Source organism: Spirosoma flavum (genome assembly GCF_042686045.1).
In the GTDB taxonomy this organism is placed as follows: domain Bacteria; phylum Bacteroidota; class Bacteroidia; order Cytophagales; family Spirosomataceae; genus Spirosoma; species Spirosoma flavum.
The window spans coordinates 167,835-192,538 of record NZ_JBHUOM010000001.1 but is presented as its reverse complement, the minus strand read 5'-3'; the positions used below and the strand labels follow the sequence as shown (position 1 = coordinate 192,538).

Sequence of the window (24,704 nt, the reverse complement as noted above, 5' to 3'; positions counted from 1 at the left end):
AACAGTATCAGTTTAACTGTTTTCCTAAAATTAAATCAGCCGCTTTCTCGGCAATCATAATGACCGGTGCGTTTGTATTACCCGACACAATTGTCGGCATGATGGAGGCATCGACCACGCGCAGTCCCTCAATGCCCCGCACCCGCAAATTAGCGTCCACAACGGCAAATTCATCTGATACCGGTCCCATTTTACACGTACCGACGGGATGGTAGACCGTTTCGACCCTGGCAATTATATGCTGCCAAAGCGCATCATCGGAGTTGTACTCTATGGGCGAATTAATACCCATACTGTAAGGCCGAAAGGAGTCTGTTTGCATTACTTCAATGGCTTTCCGCAGGCCACTAATTAGCACCAGGCGGTCATCGTCGTTGGCAAAGTAGTTTGGCTGAATCACCGGCGCAGTAAGTGGATTAGACGAACTTATTCCTATATAACCCCGGCTTTTAGGTTTGAGTAATGTTGGCAGAATGGTATAACCATCGGTGTGGGGGTAGGTGCCAAGAGTATAAATATCTGTCTTATCATCATTTCCGAAGTGAGCGGGTACAAAATGAAACTGCATATCTATCCTGTCTGGATTGGCCTGGCCTGCATTTACCGGGTCTGAATTCGTTTGTGTCAACGCTTGGTCCGTTTTCAGAAAGGCAACAGCTTCAAGAGGACCGCTTGTCAGTGGACCGGTTTTATTTATTAAAAACTGTGCCAGTGCTTTCAGTTGATTTATCGGTTTAAGGTGAAAATTAGCCGAACTGCCCCGCTTCGAACTCAAGCTGCTGATGCCTGTAAATACGTGATCTTGTAAATTTTGGCCAACACCGGGCAATTCTTTTTTTACTCTAATTCCTACCGAACGCAACGCATCAACCGGACCAATACCTGACAGCATAAGTAATTGTGGTGAGTGAAAGGCCCCAGCCGACAAAATAACTTCTTTTCTGGCCGTTGCTTGCTGAGTCTGATTCTTACCCGTTTTGAATTCAACGCCCGTAGCCCGGTCGTTCTGGATCAGAATCTGCTTTGTATGAGCGTGGGTAATAACCTTGAGATTCGGACGGTTCAGCGCAGGTTTTAGGAAAGCTGTTGCTGCACTGTGCCGCCGACCATTTTTAGTTGTGAACTGAAACGCTCCCGCCCCTTCCTGCTCGGCCCCGTTATAGTCTGCATTGGCCCGGATACCTGCCTGTACACAGGCATTAATAAAGCAACTGGCTAAGGGCGTCTGAAATCCGGTAGCATACGTAACGTTTAGGGGACCGCTGTTGCCGTGATAGTGTGCGTCTAGCTGGTCATACTGCTCATTGTGCTCTGACCGGATAAAATAAGGTAAGATATCCTTGTAACTCCACCCTTGATTTCCCAAAATAGCCCAGTCGTCATAATCGAGCCGGTTGCCACGCACGTAGGCCATTGCATTGGTAGATGAACAGCCTCCCAGCGTCTTACCCCGTGGCTGATACATTCGTCGCCCATTGAGTGCCAGTTGAGGTTCTGTCCAGAATCCCCAGTCAACCGTTGAACCGTGTAATTTGGTATAAGCTGCGGGAATATGAATCTCCATTTTTGTATCTGGTCCACCAGCTTCCAGCAGCAACACAGATAGTGTCGAATCTGCCGATAAACGATTGGCTAGTACACAGCCCGCTGAACCAGCGCCAACAATAATGTAGTCGAAATCCATAGCATTATTGACATTATTTAGACGTTTAAATTACAAAAACTTCTTCGAATAAGTCAACGAATGGATATATAAATTAGATGATATCATCCCCTACACTTGGTTTTCGCTTAACTCAGTTACAAGCAAAGCTGGGCAAAAAACTAGTGCGTATTTTCAACTACGAATAAACAAAATCGGGGTCGGTTCAACGATGCAGATTGGTAGAATTACTACTCTGTACCGTTAAACCGACCCCGATTCGGCTAAAAAACCATTTAACTCGGCAACTCCGCTATTACGGTAACACCACCTTTAGTGATTTCGCCAATTTTGACTTTGATTTCAGCGTCTAAAGGAAGAAACACGTCTACTCTCGAGCCAAACTTTATGAAGCCGAATTCATCACCCTGCTTAACAGGCTGACCTTCTTTTACATACCAGATAATACGCCGGGCTACGGCACCCGCAATTTGCCGAAGCAACACCTGGGTACCATTAGCCACCTCAATAACGACCGTTGTCCGCTCGTTTTCGGTACTCGATTTAGGATGCCAAGCTACCAGATATTTACCCGGAAAATACTTGAAATACCGAACAATACCCGTAACTGGATTGCGGTTAACGTGCACATTCAGCGGTGACATAAAAATTGACACTTGCCGGCGACGATCCTTAAAATATTCACTTTCAAGGGTTTCCTCAATAACGACAACCTTACCATCAGCCGGAGCGATCACCTGCGATTCGCCGGTCGTTAGCAGTCGATTCGGAATACGAAAAAATTGCACCACCAACACAAACAGAATCAGGCTTACTATTGCTAATAAGATAATGGCTGTTGAATTATCAGAAAACAGATAATAGTAAGCGAGCAAATTCAGAGCTAGTAAAACTAGCCCAGTTGTAAGCATTATGATAGTGCCTTCGCGGTGTAAGCGCATGTATGTATTTACGATTTGTGATTTACGAAACAATCCGCCATCGCGGCATGATTCCAAGTTTACAAAGGTAAACCCGGATGAGGTAAATCGTACCGTATGAATCAGAATTCATAAACAGGTTAATATCCTCCACGAAATTTGTAGGTGCTGGCCACTTTATCAATTGCCACAATATAAGCAGCTAAACGCAGCGGTACCTGATAACGTTGCGAAGTTTCAAATACGCGGTCGAAGGCGTCTTTCATTACACGATCGGCCCGACGATTAATACGGTCAAGTGTCCACTTGTAGCCAATGCGATTTTGCACCCACTCAAAATAAGAAACTGTAACCCCACCCGCATTCGCCAAAATATCGGGCACGACTAAAATACCCTTACTGTTAATGATCTCGTCGGCGCTGGCTGATGTAGGGCCGTTAGCCCCTTCTACAATCATTTTCGCCTGAATCGATGCGGCATTATACTCGGTAATAACATCTTCTTTTGCGGCTGGCACGAGCACATCAACAGCTAACGAGAGTAGTTCTTCGTTCGATATTTGCTCCGCTCCGCTAAATCCTTCTAATGTTCCTCTGTTTGAGTTACGGTATGCTACAGCCGCTGTAATGTCAATACCAGCCTTATTATAGTAACCACCCGAAATGTCGCTCACGGCTACCACTGTAACACCCCGCTCATGAAGCAATTCAGCCGCAAACGAGCCAACATTACCAAACCCCTGAATAGCCGCGGTAGCCCGGTATGGGTTCATCCGAAGCTTATCCATTGCTGACAGAGCCGCCACGGTAACGCCCCGGCCAGTTGCTTCTGTACGTCCAAGCGAACCACCTAATACGAGCGGCTTACCCGTTACTACATTATTTACCGTCGTACCTTTTGCTTTCGAGTATTCGTCCATCATCCAGGCCATCTCGCGCGGTCCAGTGCCCATATCGGGAGCAGGAATGTCGCGGTCGGGACCAATTACGTCAAGCATTGCAACTGTATATTGGCGGATGAGCCGCTCAATTTCACCTGCCGACATTTCGCGGGGGTTACAGGCGATTCCACCTTTGGCACCTCCATACGGAATATCAACCACGGCGCATTTCCAGGTCATCCAAGCCGCCAAAGCGCGAACTTCGTCTAGATTAACAGCTGGATCGAGCCGAATACCTCCTTTTGACGGCCCCAAAATGTTGGAGTGAATAACGCGGTATCCTTCAAAAACTTTAATGGCACCGTTATCCATCGTAACGGGTAACCCAACAATCACCTGTCGCGCCGGCACTTTCAATATGTCGTACATCTCATCCGAAATACCTACCAATTTGGCAGCGGCATCGAAGCGCGACATCATTGATTCAAGCGGATTTTTTTTGTCTTTTATTGGAGCTGGTTCAATATATCCCATGACTTTACTTTAACTTCTATCTTTTAAACAAATTTGTTTGTGAAGTGTCTCACAAACTTAACAAATCATGAGCCATATTGCAGAAGGTCTATTTTTTCTAAGATTAATATAATACCAATAAACCATATAATAATTTACAGTTTATTTTCATTTCAATACAGTTTTTGTCCCTACTACGGTATGTACCAAAGATTAATTCACAAAACCGGGAAATCTCGATTTGATGAATTTTCAAAAAAAACATATGTTAACTAAGATGTTCATTGAAATAACGATTACAAAGCATTATTTTTGTCCCCAAAATAAGGTACACACCATCTAACGTAGTACTTGATATGGTTCAGGAAGAGAAAAACCGTTACTCGGAAGAAGATCTGAAGGAATTCGAGAAACTGATTGGTAAGAAACTCGACGCCACTCGCAGTGAGTTGAACTACATCAAAGAAACACTTAGCAAACGCAATGATAGCGGCACAGACAACACATCGGGCAATTCGAAATTGCTCGAAGATGGTGCCGACACCAGCGAACGCGAAAATTTAAGCCAGTTGGCAGCTCGGCTACAGAAGTTCATTCAGCAATTAGATGCAGCTATGGTTCGAATTAAAAACGGAACCTATGGCGTCTGTAAGGACACGGGCAAATTGATTCCCAAAGAGCGGCTTCGGGCAGTTCCCCATACACAACAGACAATTGAAGCTAAATTGCGGCAGTCAAAATAACATTGCCCTGTTGTTTGTTGGCTGGTGGCAAAAAAATATCAATGTAGTAGTGTTTCTATAACACACTCAAAAGCTCCGGCACGCTATGCGCCGGAGCTTTTTTTCCTTCTATTTTTGAACAAATTGAACGTTTTTTTGTAAATACGGCAGGAGAAATTTAATTATCTGAAATCATGTTTGAACGCTTGGAAGAAATTCGGGAGAATATATTCCGTTATCTGGAAGCCCGCATCGAGTTATTCACGCTGGAGAGCCGGGGCAAACTTGAGGAAGGCGTCGTTGTGGCTGTTCACAGCATTGTACTCGCCCTGCTGGCTACAATGACCACCATCTTTTTATTTAGTTTACTGGCTGCTTACCTGAATGAAGTAACAAACAGCCGGTATCTTGGCTTTCTGATTGTTGCCGGTTTTTTCCTGATTTTGAGCATATTATGGATAGCGGCCAAAGATTTCTTTAAATCAAAAATTAGAGTGGCAGCCTACAGCGCTCTAAAGAAAAGTCAGGAGAAAAAGATCGAGGAAAAATCGGAAGCTGTTGAAGAGTTAATGGCCCAAACGCGTTCATCAATGACAAATAGTAGTGCCAAATAAGTAGGCAAACTTTAAACGAATTCAGGATTACTCAAAATGGAAGACTCTAAAGTACCTTTTGCCGATACAACGGCCCGTCGAGCCCAATTAATGGCAGCCACAGAACAGTTTAGAACATCAATTACAGACAGTGTTGAAGCTATCAAGGGCGACGCAACCGAGGTTAGCAAAACAGCCGCGTTTGTAGCAGGTACTGCTTTAGCTGTATATTTGGTCGTTAATGCTATTCTGCCTAAGTCCGATGAGTATCGGTATGCCGAAAAATACGGTGAACCAGATGACTCGGATGACGACTATGATGAGACCGATGAGAGTGATGAAAATCATCTTCAACCGTCATACCGCAAAGCCGTGAAGCAGCAGGCCAATAAAACACAAAAATCAGCAGCGGCAAGTGGGTTGATTGGTGGTCTTATAACATCTGTACTAACCAACATCGCCCGTGAGCAGCTAACCGGATTTTTAGCCCGCATACGTACAAATAATGCCATCAATCCAACCGCCGAACCAAATCAATACCACGAACAGGCTAAAACCAAGCCTGTTGACTATACTTCGGGATCGTAGGCTATCTGGCCACAAAGCACTTGCCGTCTTGCTCGATCCTGATAAGATTGAGCAAGACGCGCTTTCCCAACTACTGATTCGTACGGCTAGTTGTCCCGTTGATTTTTTTCTGGTTGGCGGTAGCCTGGTGACAGATTACGCCCACAAAGAAGTTATTGCCGCTATTCGTCGCCAGTCTACTATACCTATCACTCTTTTTCCCGGCAACCTGCTTCATATTGAGCCATCGGCCGATGCTATCCTACTTTTGTCCTTAATTTCGGGACGTAACCCAGATTTTTTAATCGGTCAGCACGTTATTGCGGCTCCCTTGCTCAAAAGGAGCGGTCTGGAAATTATGTCAACGGGCTATATGGTTGTTGATAGCGGTACACAAACAACTGTTTCTTACATTAGTGGCACAATGCCTTTGCCCTACGATAAACCCGATGTGGCTGCCTGTACAGCTATGGCGGGCGAAATGCTTGGTTTGCAATTGATGTACCTGGATGCAGGCAGCGGAGCGCGTCGGCCCGTATCTTCCGACATGATTGCTGCGGTTCGCAGAGTAGTTGATCTACCGATTATTGTTGGCGGGGGAATCAACTCCGGAGAAAAAGCGTATGAAGCCCTTAAAGCTGGTGCCGATATGATTGTGGTCGGAAATGGTATTGAACAGAACCCGGATTTGCTTCCCCAACTATCGACCGTAATACGAGAGTTCAATCAATCTGTTGTACAAGCCTAATTTATGAAACTTCCTGTCGCATCACTACTGTTTCTGACAGCTATATCTTTTGCTCTCCTATTTTCTGGGTCAGATGCCGTAGCACAGTCACGCAGCGAAAAAGTTTATACTGTTGCCGAACGCGAACCTGAATTCCCAGGTGGGAAAGCCGCACTGAGCCACTATTTAGCAGAAAATATACGGATTCCGGGTTCGCTGGTACGAAGAAACTACAACACCGGACCAGTAGCCGCCAAGTTTATCATTGACGAACTTGGTTATGTACACGATGTCAGAATAACGACCAAGCCGATTGACAAGAAAGTACAAAAGGGCATGCAGGACTTCATGACAAGCATTATTAGTGTTGTCGAGAAAATGCCTCGTTGGCAGCCTGGAGAAGTTGGCGGCAAGCGCGTATCCGTATTTTATACCCTACCGATCGAAGTAAACATGCGTTGAGGACCGGAAAAATAAAGAAGAATCGGGGGAGTAAGGCTGTTTATTCACAAGCCTTACTCCCCCGATTCTTCTTTTATACGTTCATCAGAGACTCCCGACGTCGCATTTTACCGGCTGGAATACCGAACATCATCTTAAATCGGCGGCAGAAATAAGCCGTGTCTTTATACCCCACTTCGGCACCGATAGCCCGAATACTCTTTTTGCTGGTGCGTAGCAAGCCAACGGCGGCTTCCATGCGTTGATATTCGATATAATCCTGCGGATTTATACCTGTTAGCATTTTGAAATACTGACCAACATAATCTTCAGAAACATTTGCTACGTTAGCCAGCACTTTGTTCGAGAGGTCGCCACCGAGGTTTTCCTTGATATAGGCAAAAATATCAATCAGCCGTGGATCTTTGAAATACGTACTGTTAGTAACGAGTTGTTCGACAAACAGGTGATTTTTCAGAATATATCGAACAACTTCGATAACGATTTCCTCTGTCTTGATCTTGATAATCCGTCCTTTGCCAGCCAGATCAGTCATTTCTTCAGCCAGAATCTGGTCGATTGTATTGGCCAGATGCTCTTCCCGTTTGATGATAAACGGGGGCACATCGAGCGAATTAAAGAAGTTGACCGAGTCGAAAACTTTGGCTTCAAACGACACGTAGCCGAACGAGTTGGGCAGATGACCTATTAGTTTAGGATCATGGTTGCCTTCCCAGTATGATTCCCGATGCGTCATAAATTCTTCATTCGAGACGGCCTTGGGGTTCGTTGGATCACCATAAGTAACGGTAACGTGCTTTCCACCCGGAATAAATAGCATATCACCCACCTCTACCTTTGTCTTTTCGTCGCCAATTGAGACGTCACCATTGAACAAAATCAACAGTGTGTTTTCAACATCATAGAAATTTTTTATGGTAATAGGCTGTAAAATCCGAATGTTTCGGGCCTTGATGAACTTCACGCCCAACGATTCGATTATTTTATTGTAGTCTTCCATATCTGAAAGGAGTGTGTCCGTAAATTGAATTTGTACGTAAAGTTGCACAAAACTAATAATTTGTACAAAACTAATACAAGTATAAAAGTTTCCAAATAATAAAAAAAATAGTACGTATCCGTATCGAACACGTACTATCGCTTTAGAAAAATTCTATTTTACCAAGAAAAGCCTTAACGAACGAGTTCTCGGGCTATTACTAATTTTTGTATTTCGGAAGTACCCTCGTAAATCTGGGTGATTTTTGCATCACGCATGAATCGCTCTACATGAAATTCTTTCACGTAGCCATAGCCTCCATGAATCTGCACGGCTTCGGTTGTAGCCCACATAGCCACCTCCGACGCGAATAGTTTTGCCATGGCCGCAGCCTGTACGTAATCCTTGTGTTCGTCTTTGAACCGGGCGGCTTTATAAACCAGTAAACGGGCAGCTTCAATTTTGGTTACCATCTCGGCCAACTTAAATTGAATAGCCTGATGGTCAAAGATTTGCTTACCAAATGCTTTTCGCTCCTGACTATATTTTAAAGCCAATTCATACGCGCCAGCGGCAATACCCAGTGCTTGCGCAGCAATGCCAATACGCCCACCATTGAGCGTCGACATGGCAAACTTAAAGCCAAATCCATCTTCACCAATGCGATTTTCTTTTGGTACCTGCACATCTGTGAAGAGCAACGAGTGCGTATCTGACGCCCGAATGCCCATTTTGTCTTCTTTTTTTCCTACGACAAACCCAGGGAGACCCTTTTCGACAATCAGACAGTTAATGCCCCGATGTTTTTTTGCCCGATCTGTCTGTGCAACGACTAAGCAAACCCCGGATGACCCGCCGTTTGTAATCCAGTTTTTGGTCCCGTTCACTAAATAATAATCGCCTTTATCTTCGGCCATAGTTGCCTGTGAGGTAGCATCCGAACCAGCTTCAGGCTCCGACAGGCAAAACGCGCCAAGTATCTCGCCGGTAGCCAGGCGCGTAAGGTATTTTTGCTTCTGTGCTTCCGTACCGTAAGCCTCCAATCCATAACAGACCAATGAGTTATTGACCGACATAATAACAGAAGCCGACGCATCAATTTTAGAGATTTCCTCCATCGCCAGCACATAAGAAACGGTATCCATACCGCCCCCGCCGTAGTCTGGTGATACCATCATACCTAAAAATCCCAGTTCGCCCATGCGTTTCACTTGCTCGGTCGGAAACCGAGCTTCGTTATCGCGCTCGACAATACCAGGCAATAGCTCATTTTGCGCAAAATCGCGGGCCGCTTCCTGCACAGCAAGATGCTCTTCCGACAAATTAAAATTCAATCCCTGTAATTCAAGCGTTGCCGATGCCATTTGACTTGCGTTGATTTTAGTTGTTATGAATTGCTTGTTGTGAATAGGGTAAAAGTAAGAAAAAAGAGGCAATAGTATGCATGCATACTATTGCCTCACTCAAACAATAGTGTAATCAATTCGGCGATGCAGGCCGGTTTCGGAGAATGCTCTATTTCGAATCTGCATTCCATAATAACCCGAATACCATTACCTTGCTGTTCAACCTGTTGCAAATTAGCGCTCATTCGTAAACGACTACCAACAGGAACAGCATTTGTAAACCGGATTTTGTTAGCTCCGTAATTGATACCCATCTTCACCGATTCAATCCGGTAGAGTTCAGCCAGTAGTTTCGGGGCCAGCGAAAGTGTCAGGAAGCCGTGCGCAATAGTCGTTTTATAAGGTGATTCATCGGCGGCTCGCTCAGGGTCGGTATGAATCCACTGATGGTCTCCGGTAGCCTGCGCAAAGAGATCGACCATATTCTGTGTTATAGTCAGGTACTCGGTTACCCCAAGCGACTGCCCGACATAAGCCGAAAAATGAGCCAGATCGGTGAAGATATGCATAAGGATACTATGGATATGATGTATAAGAGCGGATGGCCAAGATTGTTTATTAGCCACCGCACTTAATTTTGTACGTATGCCTGAAACGACCAATGCCCACGAATTTACGTTTAACGATAGCCATATTGCTTACCAGAAATTTGGCAGTGGTTCGTCTGTGCTTCTAGCATTTCATGGCTTTGGGCAGAACAGTCAAGTTTTTACCGTTCTGGAAAAATCCCTCGGCGAGCGATTTACTATTTTCGCCATTGATCTATTCTTTCATGGCAACAGTCATTACGCCGGAAATCAGCCACTGACTAAACTTTTCTGGGACCAGTTAATCAGTCAATTTTTGCAGGCACAGGGCATTGACAGACTTTCGCTGTTGGGTTTCAGCATGGGGGGACGATTTGCACTGGCAACGGTCGGAACCATCGCAGATCGGCTCGAGCAGCTTATACTTATTGCTCCTGATGGCATCACACGTACTTTTTGGTATCGGTTGGCAACAGATTTCAGTCTGGGACGCAACCTGTTTCGATACGTACTGCGGCATTTATCTATGCTAACTACGTTTGGCCATATGCTAACGAGGCTCGGTTTGTTGAATCGAACAGTTATGCGTTTTGCCGAAATCTCTCTGAGTACGCCCGAACAGCGAGACCTAGTCTATAAAAGCTGGACCCAATTCCGCTTACTCTACCCAAACCTAGACTCCATTTCTAAAATACTGAATGACAATAAGATACGGACCCGTTTTTTTACAGGAGCGTTTGACCGCATTGTACCCGGTTCGCATATTCTTCCACTAACCAAACGACTTTGCCACTATGAATTGACCGCTTTACAAACGGGTCATAATCATTTGATTGAGCTAGTATCCGAGCAATTGAAATAACTCAAGTGTGAAACAAACGACTACCTTTTCAGTGCTATTTTAGGGACCGTTGTATAACCTGCCAAAGTCCGGCAATGGAGACAACGATTAACCCAATTATAACGATCTGTGTCCATGAACTTTGATTCGGATTTTCTAGCAGCGCTTTTATTTCGCGGGCTTCGTGACCAGACCAGATAGCCAGCAACGTTCGGGGTGTCATTCCCAGAAAACCACCCAGCAAAATATTTTTTAGCCGTGCCCCCGATAGGGCAAACAGCAAATTAGTCAGGCCAAAGGGAAGAATAGGCGATAGTTTGGCAAAGAAAATAACTTCTAACTCGTTGTTCAAAATCCGGTCCAGCACCGATTGCGCTTTAGGATTACGACGTAAAAAAGTCAAAAATCGGTCATGATCGAGCCAGTGAACAAGTAGATTAATGAACAGAATACCGCCAAAATTGATAACAAAAAGCGGCAAAACAGCTTGCCAACCCAGAAAATAGCCAAAAATCAGGGCTAACATCGTTGGTGGAGTCAGTCCAGCCGATGTAATTGCACACGCAAGAGTTATGCCTGCCCATTGCCAGGCAGTGAATCCAGCAATGGTGGCTTCATGAACTACAGCATAGTAGGTCAGCAGGGAGGTAAACACAATTGGCGTTACCGATAAAATGACCCCTGCAAAGGCTGGGCCCGCAATTTTTTTAGGAATAGCTAACTTCACATTCTATCAAACGGGTAAATGGCCGTTGTAGTTTGACCTTGTCGTACAGGGTATCACTCTACGTGACATTCTTCGTTACATTTGAGCATGAAATTCGGAACCAAAGCCATCCATGCCGGTATTGAGCCGGACCCCACAACGGGCGCGATTATGACGCCTATTTATCAAACCTCGACCTACGTTCAGGAGTCGCCGGGTAAGCACAAAGGCTACGAATACGCCCGGACTCAGAATCCAACCCGGACGGTTCTACAAGATAATCTGGCTGCTCTTGAAAACGGAAAATACGGCATTTGTTACTCATCAGGCTTGGGTGCAACCGACGCCATTCTTAAACTATTCAAACCCGGCGACGAAATCATTGCCAGTAACGACCTCTACGGTGGTACGTACCGGATTATGGTGCGCGTATTTCAGGAATTTGGTCTTAAATTTAAATTTGTTGGTTTAGAAGACCCGGCCAATCTGGAAGCAGCCATAACACCTTCCACTAAAATGGTCTGGATTGAGACCCCAACGAACCCGTTGCTGCGTTTAGTAGACATTGCGGCTGTGGCGGCCATCACCAAGCCACATAATATTCAGCTTGTTGTAGACAACACATTTGCGTCGCCCTACCTACAAAATCCGCTTGATTTAGGGGCTGATATGGTGATGCACTCGGTTACGAAATACCTCGGTGGGCACTCCGACACGGTCATGGGAGCTATTATCCTGAACGACGATGAAACGGCCCAGCGCCTGGCGTTTATCCAAAATGCCTGCGGAGCGGTACCGGGTCCACAGGATTGTTTCCTAGTGTTGCGCGGCATTAAAACTTTGCATGTCAGGATGCAGCGCCACTGCGAAAATGCCATGAAAGTTGCTCACTACTTGCAACAACACCCCAAGGTGAGTCAGGTTCATTATCCCGGTTTGACATCGCATCCCGGTCATGAGTTAGCGAAACGGCAAATGCGTGATTTTGGTGGAATGCTGTCATTCGAGCTGAAAGGTGATTCAATGCCCGAAGCGGTTCGATTAATGGAAAGTTTTCACGTGTTCTCCCTGGCCGAATCATTGGGGGGCGTTGAGTCGCTTTGCACACACCCCGCCAGTATGACGCACGCCAGCATTCCGAAAGAAGAAAGGCACAAGAATGGCCTGAAAGACACCCTCATCCGACTCAGTGTCGGTATTGAGGATGTTGACGACTTAATCCAGGATCTGGCACAGGCGATTGGTTGATAAGAAACCTCGGGGGTAATAGATTGAGCCGATTAACAGAGGTTTTATACACTCTGATCGGCTCAATCTATTACCCCGAATACCCCGAAGTTCTATTTTAGTTAAAATCTCACTCTAATCCCCGCCAGAAAATTTCGTCCTGCTTGTGGGTAATATCCGTTATCTGCCGTTACTTTCCCTTCCGAAATGTAGGCGTAGGTATAGCCATTCGATTCGTACAACTCATTGAAGACGTTATTAAACAACACCGTGAAGACGATTTCTTGAGCAAACTTGGGTTTTAGGCTATAAATCAGCCGGATGTCGTTTGTAAAGTAAGAATTCAGTTTGCGGCTTTCGTTCGACGTATTATCCATGTATTGTTTGCCTACGTATTTCGAGAGTAGTCCTACTTCCAGCCCTTTGGCGGGCATAAATAATAACTGAGACCCGGCAATAGCATTTGGTGAAAACGAAATATCCGTCCGGCTGTATTGACGGCTTTCCTGCTGGCCATTGTCGAAATTATCTAAATACTCCGTGAAGTTTCGAACCTTGTTTTGACTAAACGTAGCGTTTACATTCCAGCGAAGTTGTTTGGCCAGCCGAGTGCCCAATTCAAGTTCCAGCCCAGCCCGATAACTATTCGCAACGTTCACCCGGTTAGCAGCGCCCACGTCGTTTAGCTTACCAGAAAGCACCAACTGATTGCGGTAATTCATGTAATAGCCATTAACCGTGAAGGCAAGGTTCTGAGTCTGAACTTTATAACCCGCTTCATAATCAATCAACTTCTCTGCTTTGGGCCGGCTTTCGGGCGTCGATTGTGTGTAGTCGTTACGATTCGGCTCACGCTGACCCACGCCTACCGAAGCATAGGCTGTACTGCGGTCATTGATCGTATACGTCAGGCCAGCCTTCGGATTGAAGAATGTTAGTTTCGCATTCTGCTGTACATTCTGTAATTGGCTGTTGTAGCCTAGAAACGAATAATCTACCGTACGAATCTGTGCATCAACGAAGCCGTTAAGCTTCGGCGTTAACTGATAAAACGCCTTGGCATACAGGTTAAAATCGCGTTTGGTTGCATTGTCTTCGTAGTAGCGGTCGCGGATATTGGTATTCCCGGCAACGCGTTCCCAGATAATCTCACCATAGTGCGCCCCTTTATACTGATTCCAGCCCCCGCCAATATTAGCCGTCAGCTTACCGAAACTGTTATAGTCGAACGAAAAAACGCCACCATAAAAATCATTGTCCAGCCAGAGCCGCCGAATTAAATCGGTTTGCCGGATGGTCGAGTCGCCAATAACAACATTTGGAAGGCCGTACTTACTATAGGCATCCTGCGGCCTGAATTCTTCATAATAGCCTTTTCCTTTCGTGTAAAAAAATGACAGATTAGCCCGCCAGTTTTTAGTCAACTCATGGGAGCTAATCAACTGATAATTATCCTGCTGATAGTTATCAGTCTGATTGTCATACGTAAATGAATTGTAAGTCCGGTCGGTCTTTAGCAGGTTTTCTGGTACGCCGTTCCAGGCCTGATACGTTTGCTCCTGACCCGAAAACACATTTAGCCGAAAGAAACTTTTTTTGGTATAATAGCCACCGGAGATATAAAACGATTTCAAGTCGGAGAAAGCCCGGTCGATATATCCATCGGAATGAATTTTCGATAGACGGGCATCTAAGACAAAGTGATTATTTAAAAGGCCCGTTCCAACGAGCACGTTCACTTTTCGCGTACCAAACGAACCGCCCGACATATTCACTTCGGCGTACGGTTTCTGTTCCAGCTTGTTCGTTTGAATATTGACCGACGCACCAAACGCACCCGCACCATTGGTCGATGTGCCAACGCCCCGCTGAATCTGAACTGTGCTGACCGATGACGCGAAATCGGGCATATTCACAAAAAATGTTCCCTGCGATTCGGCGTCATTGTACGGGATACCGTTAAGCGTCACGTTTACCCGTGTTGCGTCGGAACCGCGAATGCGAATACCCGTATAACCTACACCCGCACCGGCATCAGATGTAGTAACGATGGAGGGAGTGAAATTGAGCAGTTGCGGTATATCCTGCCCTAAATTCAATTTGTTTAAATCCCGGCGCGTAACATCAGTATAAGCAATTGCCGACTTCTGGTTAGCTCGCGTCGCGCTCACGACAACTTCATCAACGGCTACCGCTGTCCTGACTAATTTTATGGCAAGTGTACCGTTTTGAGATGGGTCAATCGTCTGGCTTTGAGTTTCGTACCCTAGCATTGACACCTGTATTGACAGAGTGACCGGCTTTAGATTTGTTAGTCGAAAGGTACCAGTAGCATCCGTAAATGTGCCTTTGTAAGTGCCTTCGAGCACAACGGCCGCACCGGGCAATGTGCCGCCATCAGCATCACTGACAGTACCTGAAATTGTGCGTTGTGCCCAGGCGGGCAGAGTTGATAGCCATAGTAAGGCTACCAATAAAATAAGATAAGTCGTCGTTTTTTTCATAATGAAAAAAAGTGACGATAGGCAAGGGGCCGAACCTACCTTTTGTTAGGTATAGTTTTTGTAAACACTCACAGACACAATCTATGAATACATTTCCCTTCACGGCATTACCCGCGCAGGTTCAATGGGTATAATCTCAGCCCGTTAGGTTAGGGCACCCCTTAGAAGATTAGCGGGAGCAAAGTTAACTCAAATTTAACAAAACAAGATTTTACTGTTGTCGTTTTTATTTCAGAACTAGTATAGTAATAGTATGAGCGAGTTTGATTTAGTTGTGCTACAGGAAGATATAGCCGACTGTCGCCTAAAAACAGGTGACGTTGGCACGATTCTAACCGTTTATAATGAAGGCAAAGCTTTTGAGGTTGAATTCGTAACGATGACCGGTGAGGCAGTAGCCATTGAGACACTATTATCGCACCAAATTAGGCCCGTACGCTCGTCGGAAGTACTGGCCGTACGCGATATGGATCTACAAGAAACAAGTGAATCGTAAAGTTTTGAGGCTTACGCTTTTCCATCATGGTAAATATTCCTAATTTTGCAATCCAAATTGCAAAAGCATGAGCAAGAAGAACCCCGGCTTGGACTTTTTAGAAGACCCAGACGCATTAGAAGGAAGATTAGAAGATGTTGGTGATTACTTCCAGCAGAACAGAAATATTGTGGTGGGTATCATCGGTGGTATTGTACTGCTGGTTGTCGGTTTTTTCGGCTATCGGTATTATGTAAGCAGCCAGGATGAAACAGCACAAGTTGAACTGTTCCCATCGGTTTATCAGCTTGAAGCCGATTCGCTGAAAAAAGCCCTCAACGGCGATGGCAAAAGCCCTGGTCTATTGGCAGTTGCTGATAGCTATGGTTCGACACCAAGCGGAAATCTGGCCGAGTTTTATGCTGGTCTTGGTTTGTTGAAAGAAGGCAAATACGACGAGGCTATTGAGCATCTGAAGAGCTTTAGTTCATCAGATTTTCTGGTGCAGGCCCGCGCCTATGCGCTCACCGGCGATGCATACATGGAGAAGAAAAGCTTTGACGAAGCTGCCGATTATTATCGGAAAGCGGCTGATTACAAGCCTAATAAATTTTTTACGCCCGGTTATCTGTTTAAGTTAGCTATTGCTTATGAGCAAGCGAAACAGAACGATAAAGCTATCGAGGCTTATAACCAGATTATTGAGAAGTACGGCCAATCGGCTGAGTCTGCTAATGCGAAAAAGTACAAATCCGTACTAGAGGCATTGGTCGGCGAGTCGTAAGCGTACTGAATAAATCAATACAGCAAAGGACAAAGCCGACGTGGTTTTGTCCTTTTTTATTTTTGGATTTCCTGCCGGATTGAAACCGCAATGTTGGACATTCCAGTATAATAAAACAAAAAATGGCATCAGACTTAAAAAATCTTAGCGTCTTTTCAACAGACGAATTACCCGATATAAGTCAACGACGGTTTGCGATTCTGGTTTCTGAGTGGAACGCGGAAGTGACCGAAGCCTTGTTCGATGGGGCTTACCAAACACTGCTTCAGCATGGAGCGAAGCCCGAAAACATTATTCGCGGCAATGTGCCCGGTAGTTACGAATTGAGTTTGGGAGCATTATGGTTCGCCCAACGCGACGATATTGATGCCATTATTGCGCTCGGTTGCGTCATTCAAGGCGAAACCAAACACAATGATTACATCAATCATGCGGTAGCACAGGGCTTAACGAACGTCGGGTTACAAACTGGCAAACCCGTTATTTTTGGTGTGCTGACACCCAATGACCAGCAACAAGCTCTTGACCGGGCGGGCGGAAAGCACGGCAATAAAGGCGACGAAGCCGCCATCACAGCCGTTAAAATGCTCGGTTTGCAGGAACAAGTTTACAGTAAATTTTAAAGATTGATGGACAGAAAGAGCGGGTAAAGCTCAAATTTCTCTTAATCTTTCACCGCTACGGCGGACCCTTTATTCATTCTTTCACTATTATGCACGTCTGGAAATTTGGCGGCACATCGGTCGGAAAACCCGAGCGTATGCACTCCATCCGTACCCTGATTACTAGCGACGATACCCGAAAAATCGTCGTCCTGTCGGCTTTGTCTGGCACGACCAACGCTTTGTTAGCCATTGGTGAATCGCTGAAAGCGAACAACGATGCCGAGGCTGATACTAAGATTGATACGTTGAAAGCACATTACGACGATTTTATCGGCGAACTCTACAAAACAACGGAAGGGAAAACAGCTGGGCAGCAAGTTGTCGATAATGAGTTTTCGTTTATTCGGTCGTTGATAGGCATCAAACCCTTTACACTCAAGCAGGAAAAAGAGCTGGTAGCCGAGGGCGAATTGTTGAGTACGCAGATTTTTCAGGCGTATCTGGTCGAAGAAGGCATTCATTCTGCACTGTTGCCAGCGCTGGAGTTTATGCGAATAGACGCCGACAATGAGCCTGAGATTCACTTTACAGAACAGAAACTGGCTGAGTTATTATCTCAGCACGAGGATAAGCAGATCATTGTCACGCAGGGCTTTATTTGCAGAAACCCGCGCGGTGAAGTAGACAATTTAAAGCGAGGTGGTTCGGATTATACAGCTTCACTGATTGGCGGAGCCATTCGTGCAGAGGAAATCCAGATTTGGACGGACATCGACGGGATGCACAATAACGACCCACGTATTGTCAAAAATACGTTCCCGGTTCGTGAGTTGACCTTCGACGAAGCCGCCGAATTAGCTTATTTCGGAGCGAAAATCCTGCATCCATCCACCATTACACCCGCCCGGATGTTTGGCGTACCAGTGCGGCTGAAAAATACGATGGACCCCAGTGCAGCCGGGACGCTCATTGCCGACCGTACATCAAGTGAGGTGTTTAAGGCTATTGCGGCCAAAGATGGCATCACGGCCTTGTATATTCACTCAACCCGAATGTTGAACGCGTACGGCTTTTTACGCCGGATTTTTGAGATTTTCGAGAAATATAAAACGCCGGTCGACATGCTGGCAACCTCCGAAGTATCGGTATCGGTCACGATTGATAATACAGACCGGCTTCAGGAGATTACGGATGAACTAAATACATTCTGTACGCTCGAAGAGCCCGATCACGATCAGACAATTATTTGCATCGTTGGCAACTTCAGTGCTGATAATGAGGGAGTTGCCTTGCGAGTTTTCAACGCTATGCATACCATTCCCATCCGGATGATTTCGTATGGCGGCACAGAAAGTAATCTTTCTTTACTCGTACATGGACGTTACAAAGTTGAGGCTCTGAACGCCTTGAATGATGGGCTTTTTTTGGTGTAATTTTCAGTCCTTGCAGGGTGAGAACCTATGCCAGAGCCAAACGCGTGATAGATAAAAAACATTAACAATGCTACAAGTCAATTTCATCCGCGAAAATAAAGACACCACGTTGGCGGGCCTTCGTAAGAAACATTTCGCCAACGCCGAGATGGTTGTTGATCAAGTCCTAACGCTCGACCAGCAACGACGCGATACACAACGCGAACTTGACGATGTGCTGTCGCAATCGAACGCTAAAGCGGGTCAGATTGGGGCATTAATGAAGGCTGGTGATAAGGCGGCTGCCGAAGCGTCAAAGGCCGAAACTGCCGACCTGAAAATTCGTTCGAAAGACTTCGCCGATACGCTCCGCCAGGTAGAGGCTGACTTGCAAGCAATTCTGGTAACCATTCCCAACTTGCCTCACAGCAGTGTTCCCGAAGGTCGTAACGCTGACGATAACGAGGTCATTTTGGAACATGGCGATAAACCTGCTCTTTATGATAAGGCTCAACCGCACTGGGAGTTGATCAAGAAATACGATATTATCGACTTCGAGTTGGGTGTTAAAATTGCGGGGGCGGGCTTTCCGGTATATAAGGGCAAAGGGGCTCGAATTCAGCGGGCGATGATTAATTTCTTCCTCGATGAAGCTACGAAAGCCGGTTATATGGAAGTACAACCGCCTATTGTAGTCAATGAAGAGTCAGGTTTTGCTACGGGTCAACTGCCTGATAAAGAAGGGCAGATGTATTATATCACCGAAGAAAAACTCTACCTGATTCCGACTGCCGAAGTGCCCATCACGAATATGTACCGTGATGTTATTTTGCCCGAAAATCAGTTGCCGGTTAAGAATGTTGGCTATACACCCTGTTTCCGACGCGAAGCGGGTTCATGGGGCGCCCATGTTCGGGGATTGAATCGGCTGCACCAGTTCGACAAGGTGGAACTGGTCCGAATCGAAAAGCCTGAAAATTCTTATGCAGCACTGGAAGAAATGAGCCTGCACGTTCAGAGCGTGCTGCAAAAGTTGGAACTTCCCTACCGTGTCCTGCGGCTTTGCGGGGGCGATATGAGCTTCACCTCAGCGCTAACCTATGATATGGAAGTTTGGTCGGCGGCACAGCAACGTTGGCTGGAAGTTAGCTCGGTGTCGAATTTTGAAACCTATCAGGCTAATCGGCTCAAGCTGCGGTCAAAACTTGAGGGTAAAATGCAGTTAATGCACACATTAAACGGCTCAGCTCTGGCACTGCCCCGTATTCTGGCTTCTATTCTGGAAAACAACCAAACACCGGAGGGAATCCAAATCCCTAGAGTTTTAGTGCCTTACTGTGGTTTTGAGGTTATTGATTAATTGCCTCTTGTTGAGGGTGTTGATTTTGCCTTTAAGAATAGCTTAAAACAAGTACATTTTTGCTAGAGTGGGATTGATTTGCCGAATCATACCGCTGCCGCGGACGGTCGCGACGGCGGACCGTATCTCATTTTGAAACCCAGATAAGTATATGAGACAGGGTATTTACTCTATTTATGAATACTAAGTGACAGATTTTACGGTCCGCCGTTGCGACTATCCGCGCCTGCGGTACGATTCGGCAAACCAAACCAGAGTGATAAAAACAAAAGCCCGAAATCCAGTATTGGATTTCGGGCTTTTGTTTTGTGGTGTCGGTTTTGAGAAACCGACACCACAATAAATTTTGGTCAATTCAAATCTCTTGTGGTTTCAAACAGGAACCACACACGCCGTTCTGTTTCGTCAATGTATACTTCAAGTAGACTGGCGGTAGCCACATCTTCAGCGTCATCGGCAATCTGATGGGCGTCGCGCATGTTTTTCGCCATCTTCTTATTTTCGGCGATCAAATCCGTCAACATATCTTTAGGAGCCACAAAATCTTCGTCGTTATCTTTCACTCGTTGCAATTGGGCAATGTGTGCCACAGACCGGATTGTGTTATTACCAATCTTCCGAACGCGTTCAGCTAGCGGATCAATCGTTGCAAAAATTTGGTCGGCCTGTTCATCGAGTAATAAATGATAGTCTCGGAAATGGCGACCCGACATGTGCCAATGGAAATTTTTTGTTTTGATATAGAGCGCAAACGCATCGGCTACCAGCCGATTTAATGATTCCGACACCTTCTCCCGGCCTTTTACTTCGAGGTCAGAGGGCGTATCGAGCGCTTCTACTGGCTTAATAGCATCCATGAGTAATTCTGGGTTATAAGATTACAAATCCTGTCTCAAAAAAACCCCATTCAATAGATATTGTTTATTAACTGTAGCTTAAAATCGAGCCAGTACCTTTTCGGCTACCGTTTGCCCAATAGCCAGTGACGAGGTTGCGGCTGGTGAAGGTGCGTTTACAACATTAATGGCCTTGTCGGTTTCCAGAATGGCAAAATCATCCAGCAAACCGCCTGTGCGATCACAAGCCTGTGCCCGAACGCCTGCGCCCCCGGCCTCCAAATCGGATTCCTGAACCTCGGGAATAAGTTCCTGTAAAGCCTTTGTGAAGGCAGACTTTGAGAATGATCGATACATTTCGCCGAGGCCCGTTTGCCAGTATTTAGCAGCAACTTTCTGGAAACCCGGCCACGAAAGCGTCTCAAACAGTTCTTTCAGATTCACATCTGATTTGGTATAGCCTTCGCGCTGGAAGGCCAGAACCGCATTTGGGCCAGCCTCTACGCCCCCATGAATCATGCGCGTGAAGTGCACCCCCAGAAACGGAAAGTTGGGATCAGGAACGGGATAAATCAGATTTTTAACAAGGTATTGCTTCTCTGACCGAATCTTAAAATACTCCCCCCGGAACGGTATAATGCGTACATTAACGGGGTCACGTTGCGTCAGTTGGGCGATTTTATCAGAATACAATCCAGCGCAGTTGACCACAAGTTTAGTTTCGTAGCGGTTTTTGTTTGTCACTACTATGCTCAAACTTGTTCCGGGTGTTACCTGTTCAACACGTTCATTAAGCCGGATTTCACCCCCGACAGCCTGAAATTTCTCAGCATATTTGTCGGATACCTGCTTATAATCGACGATGCCCGTTTGAGGAACGAACATGCCTGCTACACCCTTAACGTGCGGCTCAATTTCGCGCATCTCGGCCACCGACAGTTTTTTTAATCCGCCAAGACCGTTGAGTTGACCACGTTCGTACAACGTCTCTAATTGTGGTAATTCTTCCTGTTTGGTAGCCACGACAATTTTTCCGCAAAGGTCATACGGTATACCTTCGGCAGTACAAAAGTCGATAAGCATGTGATAACCCCGAATGCAGTTGGTGGCTTTCAAACTGCCGGGCTTGTAGTAAAGTCCTGAATGAATAACACCGCTGTTATGGCCCGTTTGGTGACGGGCGACAGCGGATTCTTTTTCAATCAAAATGACCTTCAGATCAGGTCGTTGCTGTTTTAATTGCAGAGCGGTGGCTAACCCTACGATTCCTCCGCCAATAATTACTACGTCTGTCATGCTTCCGTCAATAAGTCGTTGGACAAGCTTTATAACAGTCCTGAACTAGGTCAGGGCTCACCCAATGGCTTACAAAGGTACAGTACCCCCATCGTTTATCAGCAAAAAACGGGCGCAACGAAAACCTCGCTACACCCGTTTTTGCTATTATTTATTACCAGTGGGAGAGATTACCGCAACTGAGATTCAACCCAATCCAGACCGCGACCGTAAAGAGCCTGGGCAAAATGTACCCGGTTATCGAAGTCGGCATTTGCTGTTTGACCATCGATCATAAATTGCCGAACAAGCCGGGCATTATCAAGCGCCTGTGGCTGATCATATTCGGGTTCAGATTCGGTGCGAAAGGCCGCAAATGCAGGTGCATCCCCTTCAAAATGTTGAAAGAACAAATGGCCACGTGGGGTACGAACGGCACATAAAATTCCGCTCGACCGGCTTGTTGACGGCGACAAACTACCCTCTAAGCCACGTTTTAGCACAATAACGGCATCGAAACCAGCCAGCATTGCCAGCTCAGCCATTTTCATTTGATACGTAATATGAAACACCGACGTAACCAGAATTTGGGCGTGGCACGGATTCAATACTTTTTCGAGGGTTGCCAAAAATGGACGTTTAATGATAATATGGCGACGCTCTACCCAACGATTGAGCGCAGGAGACAGGGCTTTTTGATCGAGTACCCAGCCATGAGATGCCAGGGGTGTGTCGAGTTCGTGGTTGCTTTGCAGAAACTGACAACCCAGATGCATGTATAAATCAAGCGCGTTGAGCGTAAACTTAGGTCCACTCGACCGCCCAACCAATGATACGGCTCCGTAACCGCGTTTCTGAAATAACTGCGCCAGCAAAGGCGTTATAAGGTAACTATTTTCAACGCCATCGAAGGGTTCGGCGAGTTGTACCAAAGGCCGATCAGCACAACTTATTGAGCCGAAACCGGGCGAGAACGTTCGTTCGGAAGCCCGCATCAAGCCTTGATACTCCTCGTTCGTTTCGTGCCGGACACGCATGATACTAGCCGCCAGTCCCCGAAACGTTTCGCAGGGGCCATCACCAAATAAATAATCGCCTAGTTGCTCTGCCTCAGTCACTTGTAGATTGGCTCCCCGAACCAGCTTAGTAGCAATAGGAAGCAGACCCTCCGGTAAATCAGGGCAGATTTTATTGATAAAAAACGTCGGATGAGAGAACGCTCCCTTACCGATTACATCTTCCAGGGTCCGCTCCTCAGGTGTCGGGCCTTTCGCTAGTAACGCCCCAAAAAAGGCCCCACGTTGCAACGGGTGGGATGTTGGATCGAGCAGTGCAGCGCGACATTCAGCTAGCAGTTCGGGGGTAAGCGGCTTGCTGCCATACTTACCAATGCCAATATGTTTGATACCACGACCAAGCGGGGTACTGGTGGCAGGTACATCCAGAACCATATAAATAACTAGTTTATCTGAGAGATAGGGAGTAAGTAAAAGTAAGTAAAAAAGACTGACTATTTAATGGCTAACTCATCGAAAATGAACGTTTTATAAGTTTCATTGGGGCATTTATGGTTAAAATCCCTTATACCAAAGCTGTTATCCAATTATGTTAACAGCCAAAAAAGTTTAGTTTTGATAAACCACCGTTGAAATTACCTTATTCGGCAATTAATGCCTTGTTTCTTGATAAAAAATGACCTTTCCCAGACGCTTTATCACACCCCGAATAGTGGCATTTTTGCTTCTAACAGTCCTATTGATCTGGATAGAAATGAGCGTTGCTCGTACGGTAACCTTTAGTCAGCAGCCAATAGTTTTGTCGATAGGCGTCCTGTTTGATTTGGTTTTCGTAACGACGGGCGTGTTTTACTGGCTTGTCGCTAAACCACTTCGGTTAGCAAGTAGTCGGTTGATATTCGTAGCCTTGCTGATGCTGCGGGTAGCCCTGTTTATTTTGCCACAAACTTCATTATTGCCTAACCAAATCTGGCCATTTTTAGTAGTCTTTAGTGAGGGACTGGTCTTACTTATCGCGGGGCTGAATATCCGCACTATTGTGCGAACGTACCGAAATTTACGACTAACCACCGATGCAGAAACAGCGTTACGCGGTAGTTTAACTACAGTGTTTGGCAAAAAAGCAACCGAACTTATTATTGGAGAAGGTCTTGTACTGTATTATTTGCTGCTGGGCTGGCGACTTCGCTCCGACATTCCGGTGGATGCTCAACCCCTGACAACCCATCGCCAATCGGGGCAAATAGCCTTAGTCATAGGAATATTGATGGTGGGCGTAGTTGAAGGGTCAGCCGTTCATTTATTGCTAGCTCGCTGGCATCCTATGATGGCGTTCTGGATCACCCTTCTTAGTGGGTATGGAATGTTATTTTTCGTGGCCGATATTATAGCAACTGTCAAACGGCCATCCTATATAACAGCAAATCAGCTACATCTACGGCTCGGCGTTCGGTGGAGAGCCACCATTCCCCGGTCAACAATCGCCACTAGTTCACTTATAAGTGAAAAACCCACTAAACAAATAGGCCAGCTTAACGGGTCATTCCTGACTATACCCAATGTTTTACTGACGTTCAACGAACCCATTTGCTTCCTGGGACCTTATGGAATAAGCAAAGAGGTCTGTCAATTCGCTTTTTTCGTGGATGATCCGGTAGCATTTGTTCGATTAGTAGCTGAAGACAGTTAATTCACAAAATGGT

The 24,704-nt window shown here is 45.9% G+C and carries 24 protein-coding genes; 13 read left to right on the top strand and 11 right to left on the bottom strand.

Translation table 11 applies throughout. The annotated features are described in order from the left end of the window. Nucleotides 1–7: 7 nt before the first annotated feature. The 3 genes from ACFS25_RS00780 to ACFS25_RS00770 all read right to left on the bottom strand — a co-directional run bounded on the left by ACFS25_RS00780 (nt 8) and on the right by ACFS25_RS00770 (nt 3,998). Nucleotides 8–1,684, bottom strand: coding sequence for a GMC family oxidoreductase (locus ACFS25_RS00780; RefSeq protein WP_381496494.1), 1,677 nt, complete (start codon nt 1,682–1,684; stop codon nt 8–10). A gap of 254 nt (nt 1,685–1,938) precedes the next feature. Beyond that, complete coding sequence (locus tag ACFS25_RS00775) at nt 1,939–2,604, bottom strand: phosphatidylserine decarboxylase family protein (RefSeq protein WP_381496493.1); 666 nt, start codon at nt 2,602–2,604, stop codon at nt 1,939–1,941. 119 nt (nt 2,605–2,723) lie between these two features. Further along, entirely contained in the window at nt 2,724–3,998 is a 1,275-nt protein-coding gene (locus tag ACFS25_RS00770; protein WP_381496492.1) for a Glu/Leu/Phe/Val family dehydrogenase, read from the bottom strand. A gap of 335 nt (nt 3,999–4,333) precedes the next feature. On the opposite strand from ACFS25_RS00770, the gene ACFS25_RS00765 reads away from it, so the two are divergent. The 5 genes from ACFS25_RS00765 (at nt 4,334) to ACFS25_RS00745 (ending at nt 7,048) form a co-directional block, all read left to right on the top strand. Then, a complete protein-coding gene (locus ACFS25_RS00765; RefSeq protein ID WP_381496491.1) occupies nt 4,334–4,720 on the top strand; it encodes a TraR/DksA family transcriptional regulator in 387 nt (128 codons plus the stop codon). 173 nt (nt 4,721–4,893) lie between these two features. Next, complete coding sequence (locus tag ACFS25_RS00760; protein ID WP_381496490.1) at nt 4,894–5,313, top strand: phage holin family protein; 420 nt, start codon at nt 4,894–4,896, stop codon at nt 5,311–5,313. A 36-nt stretch (nt 5,314–5,349) separates the two neighbouring features. Further along, nucleotides 5,350–5,880 carry a hypothetical protein gene (locus ACFS25_RS00755; protein WP_381496489.1) on the top strand — a complete coding sequence of 177 codons (531 nt, stop codon included), beginning with the start codon at nt 5,350–5,352 and terminating at the stop codon, nt 5,878–5,880. After that, nucleotides 5,858–6,607, top strand: coding sequence for a phosphoglycerol geranylgeranyltransferase (locus ACFS25_RS00750; protein ID WP_381496488.1), 750 nt, complete (start codon nt 5,858–5,860; stop codon nt 6,605–6,607). The genes ACFS25_RS00755 and ACFS25_RS00750 overlap by 23 nt, the downstream gene beginning before the upstream one ends. Nucleotides 6,608–6,610: 3 nt before the next feature. Beyond that, nucleotides 6,611–7,048 (top strand): energy transducer TonB, encoded by a 438-nt coding sequence (locus tag ACFS25_RS00745; RefSeq protein ID WP_381496487.1) that lies wholly within the window; start codon nt 6,611–6,613, stop codon nt 7,046–7,048. A gap of 73 nt (nt 7,049–7,121) precedes the next feature. Here the strand turns inward: ACFS25_RS00745 and ACFS25_RS00740 are convergent, their stop codons facing one another. The 3 genes from ACFS25_RS00740 to ACFS25_RS00730 form a co-directional block, all read right to left on the bottom strand. Next, the gene (locus ACFS25_RS00740; RefSeq protein ID WP_381496486.1) at nt 7,122–8,048 is read right to left on the bottom strand and encodes an AraC family transcriptional regulator; all 927 of its coding nucleotides are present in this window, start codon (nt 8,046–8,048) and stop codon (nt 7,122–7,124) included. A gap of 173 nt (nt 8,049–8,221) precedes the next feature. Next, on the bottom strand, nt 8,222–9,391 hold the full coding sequence (locus ACFS25_RS00735) for an acyl-CoA dehydrogenase (protein ID WP_381496485.1): 1,170 nt from the start codon (nt 9,389–9,391) through the stop codon (nt 8,222–8,224). A gap of 95 nt (nt 9,392–9,486) precedes the next feature. Beyond that, nucleotides 9,487–9,942 (bottom strand): MaoC family dehydratase, encoded by a 456-nt coding sequence (locus ACFS25_RS00730; RefSeq protein ID WP_381496484.1) that lies wholly within the window; start codon nt 9,940–9,942, stop codon nt 9,487–9,489. A 76-nt stretch (nt 9,943–10,018) separates the two neighbouring features. Between ACFS25_RS00730 and ACFS25_RS00725 the strand changes: the two genes are divergently transcribed. After that, complete coding sequence (locus ACFS25_RS00725; RefSeq protein WP_381496483.1) at nt 10,019–10,822, top strand: alpha/beta fold hydrolase; 804 nt, start codon at nt 10,019–10,021, stop codon at nt 10,820–10,822. Between the two features lie 34 nt (nt 10,823–10,856). Here ACFS25_RS00725 and ACFS25_RS00720 read toward each other — a convergent pair whose 3' ends face one another. Then, nucleotides 10,857–11,528, bottom strand: coding sequence for a TVP38/TMEM64 family protein (locus ACFS25_RS00720; RefSeq protein WP_381496482.1), 672 nt, complete (start codon nt 11,526–11,528; stop codon nt 10,857–10,859). Nucleotides 11,529–11,615: 87 nt separating this feature from the next. Here ACFS25_RS00720 and ACFS25_RS00715 point away from each other — a divergent pair, with 87 nt between their 5' ends. Further along, nucleotides 11,616–12,755, top strand: coding sequence for a cystathionine gamma-synthase (locus ACFS25_RS00715; RefSeq protein WP_381496481.1), 1,140 nt, complete (start codon nt 11,616–11,618; stop codon nt 12,753–12,755). Between the two features lie 101 nt (nt 12,756–12,856). Here ACFS25_RS00715 and ACFS25_RS00710 read toward each other — a convergent pair whose 3' ends face one another. Beyond that, nucleotides 12,857–15,238 carry a TonB-dependent receptor gene (locus ACFS25_RS00710; RefSeq protein WP_381496480.1) on the bottom strand — a complete coding sequence of 794 codons (2,382 nt, stop codon included), beginning with the start codon at nt 15,236–15,238 and terminating at the stop codon, nt 12,857–12,859. A 253-nt stretch (nt 15,239–15,491) separates the two neighbouring features. Between ACFS25_RS00710 and ACFS25_RS00705 the strand changes: the two genes are divergently transcribed. The 5 genes from ACFS25_RS00705 (at nt 15,492) to serS (ending at nt 19,874) form a co-directional block, all read left to right on the top strand. Then, on the top strand, nt 15,492–15,734 hold the full coding sequence (locus ACFS25_RS00705; RefSeq protein WP_381496479.1) for a DUF4926 domain-containing protein: 243 nt from the start codon (nt 15,492–15,494) through the stop codon (nt 15,732–15,734). Between the two features lie 67 nt (nt 15,735–15,801). Further along, entirely contained in the window at nt 15,802–16,497 is a 696-nt protein-coding gene (locus ACFS25_RS00700; protein ID WP_381496478.1) for a tetratricopeptide repeat protein, read from the top strand. Nucleotides 16,498–16,619: 122 nt separating this feature from the next. Further along, the gene (ribH, locus tag ACFS25_RS00695; protein ID WP_381496477.1) at nt 16,620–17,120 is read left to right on the top strand and encodes a 6,7-dimethyl-8-ribityllumazine synthase; all 501 of its coding nucleotides are present in this window, start codon (nt 16,620–16,622) and stop codon (nt 17,118–17,120) included. A gap of 89 nt (nt 17,121–17,209) precedes the next feature. Beyond that, entirely contained in the window at nt 17,210–18,535 is a 1,326-nt protein-coding gene (locus tag ACFS25_RS00690; RefSeq protein WP_381496476.1) for an aspartate kinase, read from the top strand. Between the two features lie 67 nt (nt 18,536–18,602). After that, nucleotides 18,603–19,874 (top strand): serine--tRNA ligase, encoded by a 1,272-nt coding sequence (gene serS / locus ACFS25_RS00685; RefSeq protein ID WP_381496475.1) that lies wholly within the window; start codon nt 18,603–18,605, stop codon nt 19,872–19,874. A 350-nt stretch (nt 19,875–20,224) separates the two neighbouring features. Here serS and ACFS25_RS00680 read toward each other — a convergent pair whose 3' ends face one another. From ACFS25_RS00680 to ACFS25_RS00670, 3 genes are all read right to left on the bottom strand, one after another. After that, a complete protein-coding gene (locus tag ACFS25_RS00680) occupies nt 20,225–20,731 on the bottom strand; it encodes a Dps family protein (protein ID WP_381496474.1) in 507 nt (168 codons plus the stop codon). Nucleotides 20,732–20,809: 78 nt separating this feature from the next. Beyond that, complete coding sequence (gene lhgO / locus ACFS25_RS00675) at nt 20,810–22,018, bottom strand: L-2-hydroxyglutarate oxidase (protein WP_381497399.1); 1,209 nt, start codon at nt 22,016–22,018, stop codon at nt 20,810–20,812. Nucleotides 22,019–22,176: 158 nt separating this feature from the next. Further along, nucleotides 22,177–23,436 carry an anthranilate phosphoribosyltransferase gene (locus tag ACFS25_RS00670; RefSeq protein WP_381496473.1) on the bottom strand — a complete coding sequence of 420 codons (1,260 nt, stop codon included), beginning with the start codon at nt 23,434–23,436 and terminating at the stop codon, nt 22,177–22,179. 241 nt (nt 23,437–23,677) lie between these two features. Between ACFS25_RS00670 and ACFS25_RS00665 the strand changes: the two genes are divergently transcribed. After that, nucleotides 23,678–24,691 (top strand): hypothetical protein, encoded by a 1,014-nt coding sequence (locus tag ACFS25_RS00665; protein ID WP_381496472.1) that lies wholly within the window; start codon nt 23,678–23,680, stop codon nt 24,689–24,691. Nucleotides 24,692–24,704: the final 13 nt, after the last annotated feature.

Excerpts from the sequence above, each read along its gene's own strand:
- serS (WP_381496475.1), top strand. The coding sequence starts at position 18,603 with ATGCTACAAGTCAATTTCATCCGCGAAAATAAAGACACCACGTTGGCG.
- ACFS25_RS00670 (WP_381496473.1), bottom strand. The coding sequence starts at position 23,436 with ATGGTTCTGGATGTACCTGCCACCAGTACCCCGCTTGGTCGTGGTATC.
- ACFS25_RS00725 (WP_381496483.1), top strand. The coding sequence starts at position 10,019 with ATGCCTGAAACGACCAATGCCCACGAATTTACGTTTAACGATAGCCAT.
- ACFS25_RS00700 (WP_381496478.1), top strand. The coding sequence starts at position 15,802 with ATGAGCAAGAAGAACCCCGGCTTGGACTTTTTAGAAGACCCAGACGCA.
- ACFS25_RS00765 (WP_381496491.1), top strand. The coding sequence starts at position 4,334 with ATGGTTCAGGAAGAGAAAAACCGTTACTCGGAAGAAGATCTGAAGGAA.
- ACFS25_RS00760 (WP_381496490.1), top strand. The coding sequence starts at position 4,894 with ATGTTTGAACGCTTGGAAGAAATTCGGGAGAATATATTCCGTTATCTG.
- ACFS25_RS00690 (WP_381496476.1), top strand. The coding sequence starts at position 17,210 with ATGCACGTCTGGAAATTTGGCGGCACATCGGTCGGAAAACCCGAGCGT.
- ACFS25_RS00755 (WP_381496489.1), top strand. The coding sequence starts at position 5,350 with ATGGAAGACTCTAAAGTACCTTTTGCCGATACAACGGCCCGTCGAGCC.
- ACFS25_RS00740 (WP_381496486.1), bottom strand. The coding sequence starts at position 8,048 with ATGGAAGACTACAATAAAATAATCGAATCGTTGGGCGTGAAGTTCATC.
- ACFS25_RS00730 (WP_381496484.1), bottom strand. The coding sequence starts at position 9,942 with ATGCATATCTTCACCGATCTGGCTCATTTTTCGGCTTATGTCGGGCAG.
- ACFS25_RS00715 (WP_381496481.1), top strand. The coding sequence starts at position 11,616 with ATGAAATTCGGAACCAAAGCCATCCATGCCGGTATTGAGCCGGACCCC.
- ACFS25_RS00680 (WP_381496474.1), bottom strand. The coding sequence starts at position 20,731 with ATGGATGCTATTAAGCCAGTAGAAGCGCTCGATACGCCCTCTGACCTC.
- ribH (WP_381496477.1), top strand. The coding sequence starts at position 16,620 with ATGGCATCAGACTTAAAAAATCTTAGCGTCTTTTCAACAGACGAATTA.
- ACFS25_RS00745 (WP_381496487.1), top strand. The coding sequence starts at position 6,611 with ATGAAACTTCCTGTCGCATCACTACTGTTTCTGACAGCTATATCTTTT.
- ACFS25_RS00770 (WP_381496492.1), bottom strand. The coding sequence starts at position 3,998 with ATGGGATATATTGAACCAGCTCCAATAAAAGACAAAAAAAATCCGCTT.
- ACFS25_RS00710 (WP_381496480.1), bottom strand. The coding sequence starts at position 15,238 with ATGAAAAAAACGACGACTTATCTTATTTTATTGGTAGCCTTACTATGG.
- ACFS25_RS00705 (WP_381496479.1), top strand. The coding sequence starts at position 15,492 with ATGAGCGAGTTTGATTTAGTTGTGCTACAGGAAGATATAGCCGACTGT.
- ACFS25_RS00735 (WP_381496485.1), bottom strand. The coding sequence starts at position 9,391 with ATGGCATCGGCAACGCTTGAATTACAGGGATTGAATTTTAATTTGTCG.
- ACFS25_RS00780 (WP_381496494.1), bottom strand. The coding sequence starts at position 1,684 with ATGGATTTCGACTACATTATTGTTGGCGCTGGTTCAGCGGGCTGTGTA.
- ACFS25_RS00775 (WP_381496493.1), bottom strand. The coding sequence starts at position 2,604 with ATGCGCTTACACCGCGAAGGCACTATCATAATGCTTACAACTGGGCTA.
- ACFS25_RS00665 (WP_381496472.1), top strand. The coding sequence starts at position 23,678 with ATGACCTTTCCCAGACGCTTTATCACACCCCGAATAGTGGCATTTTTG.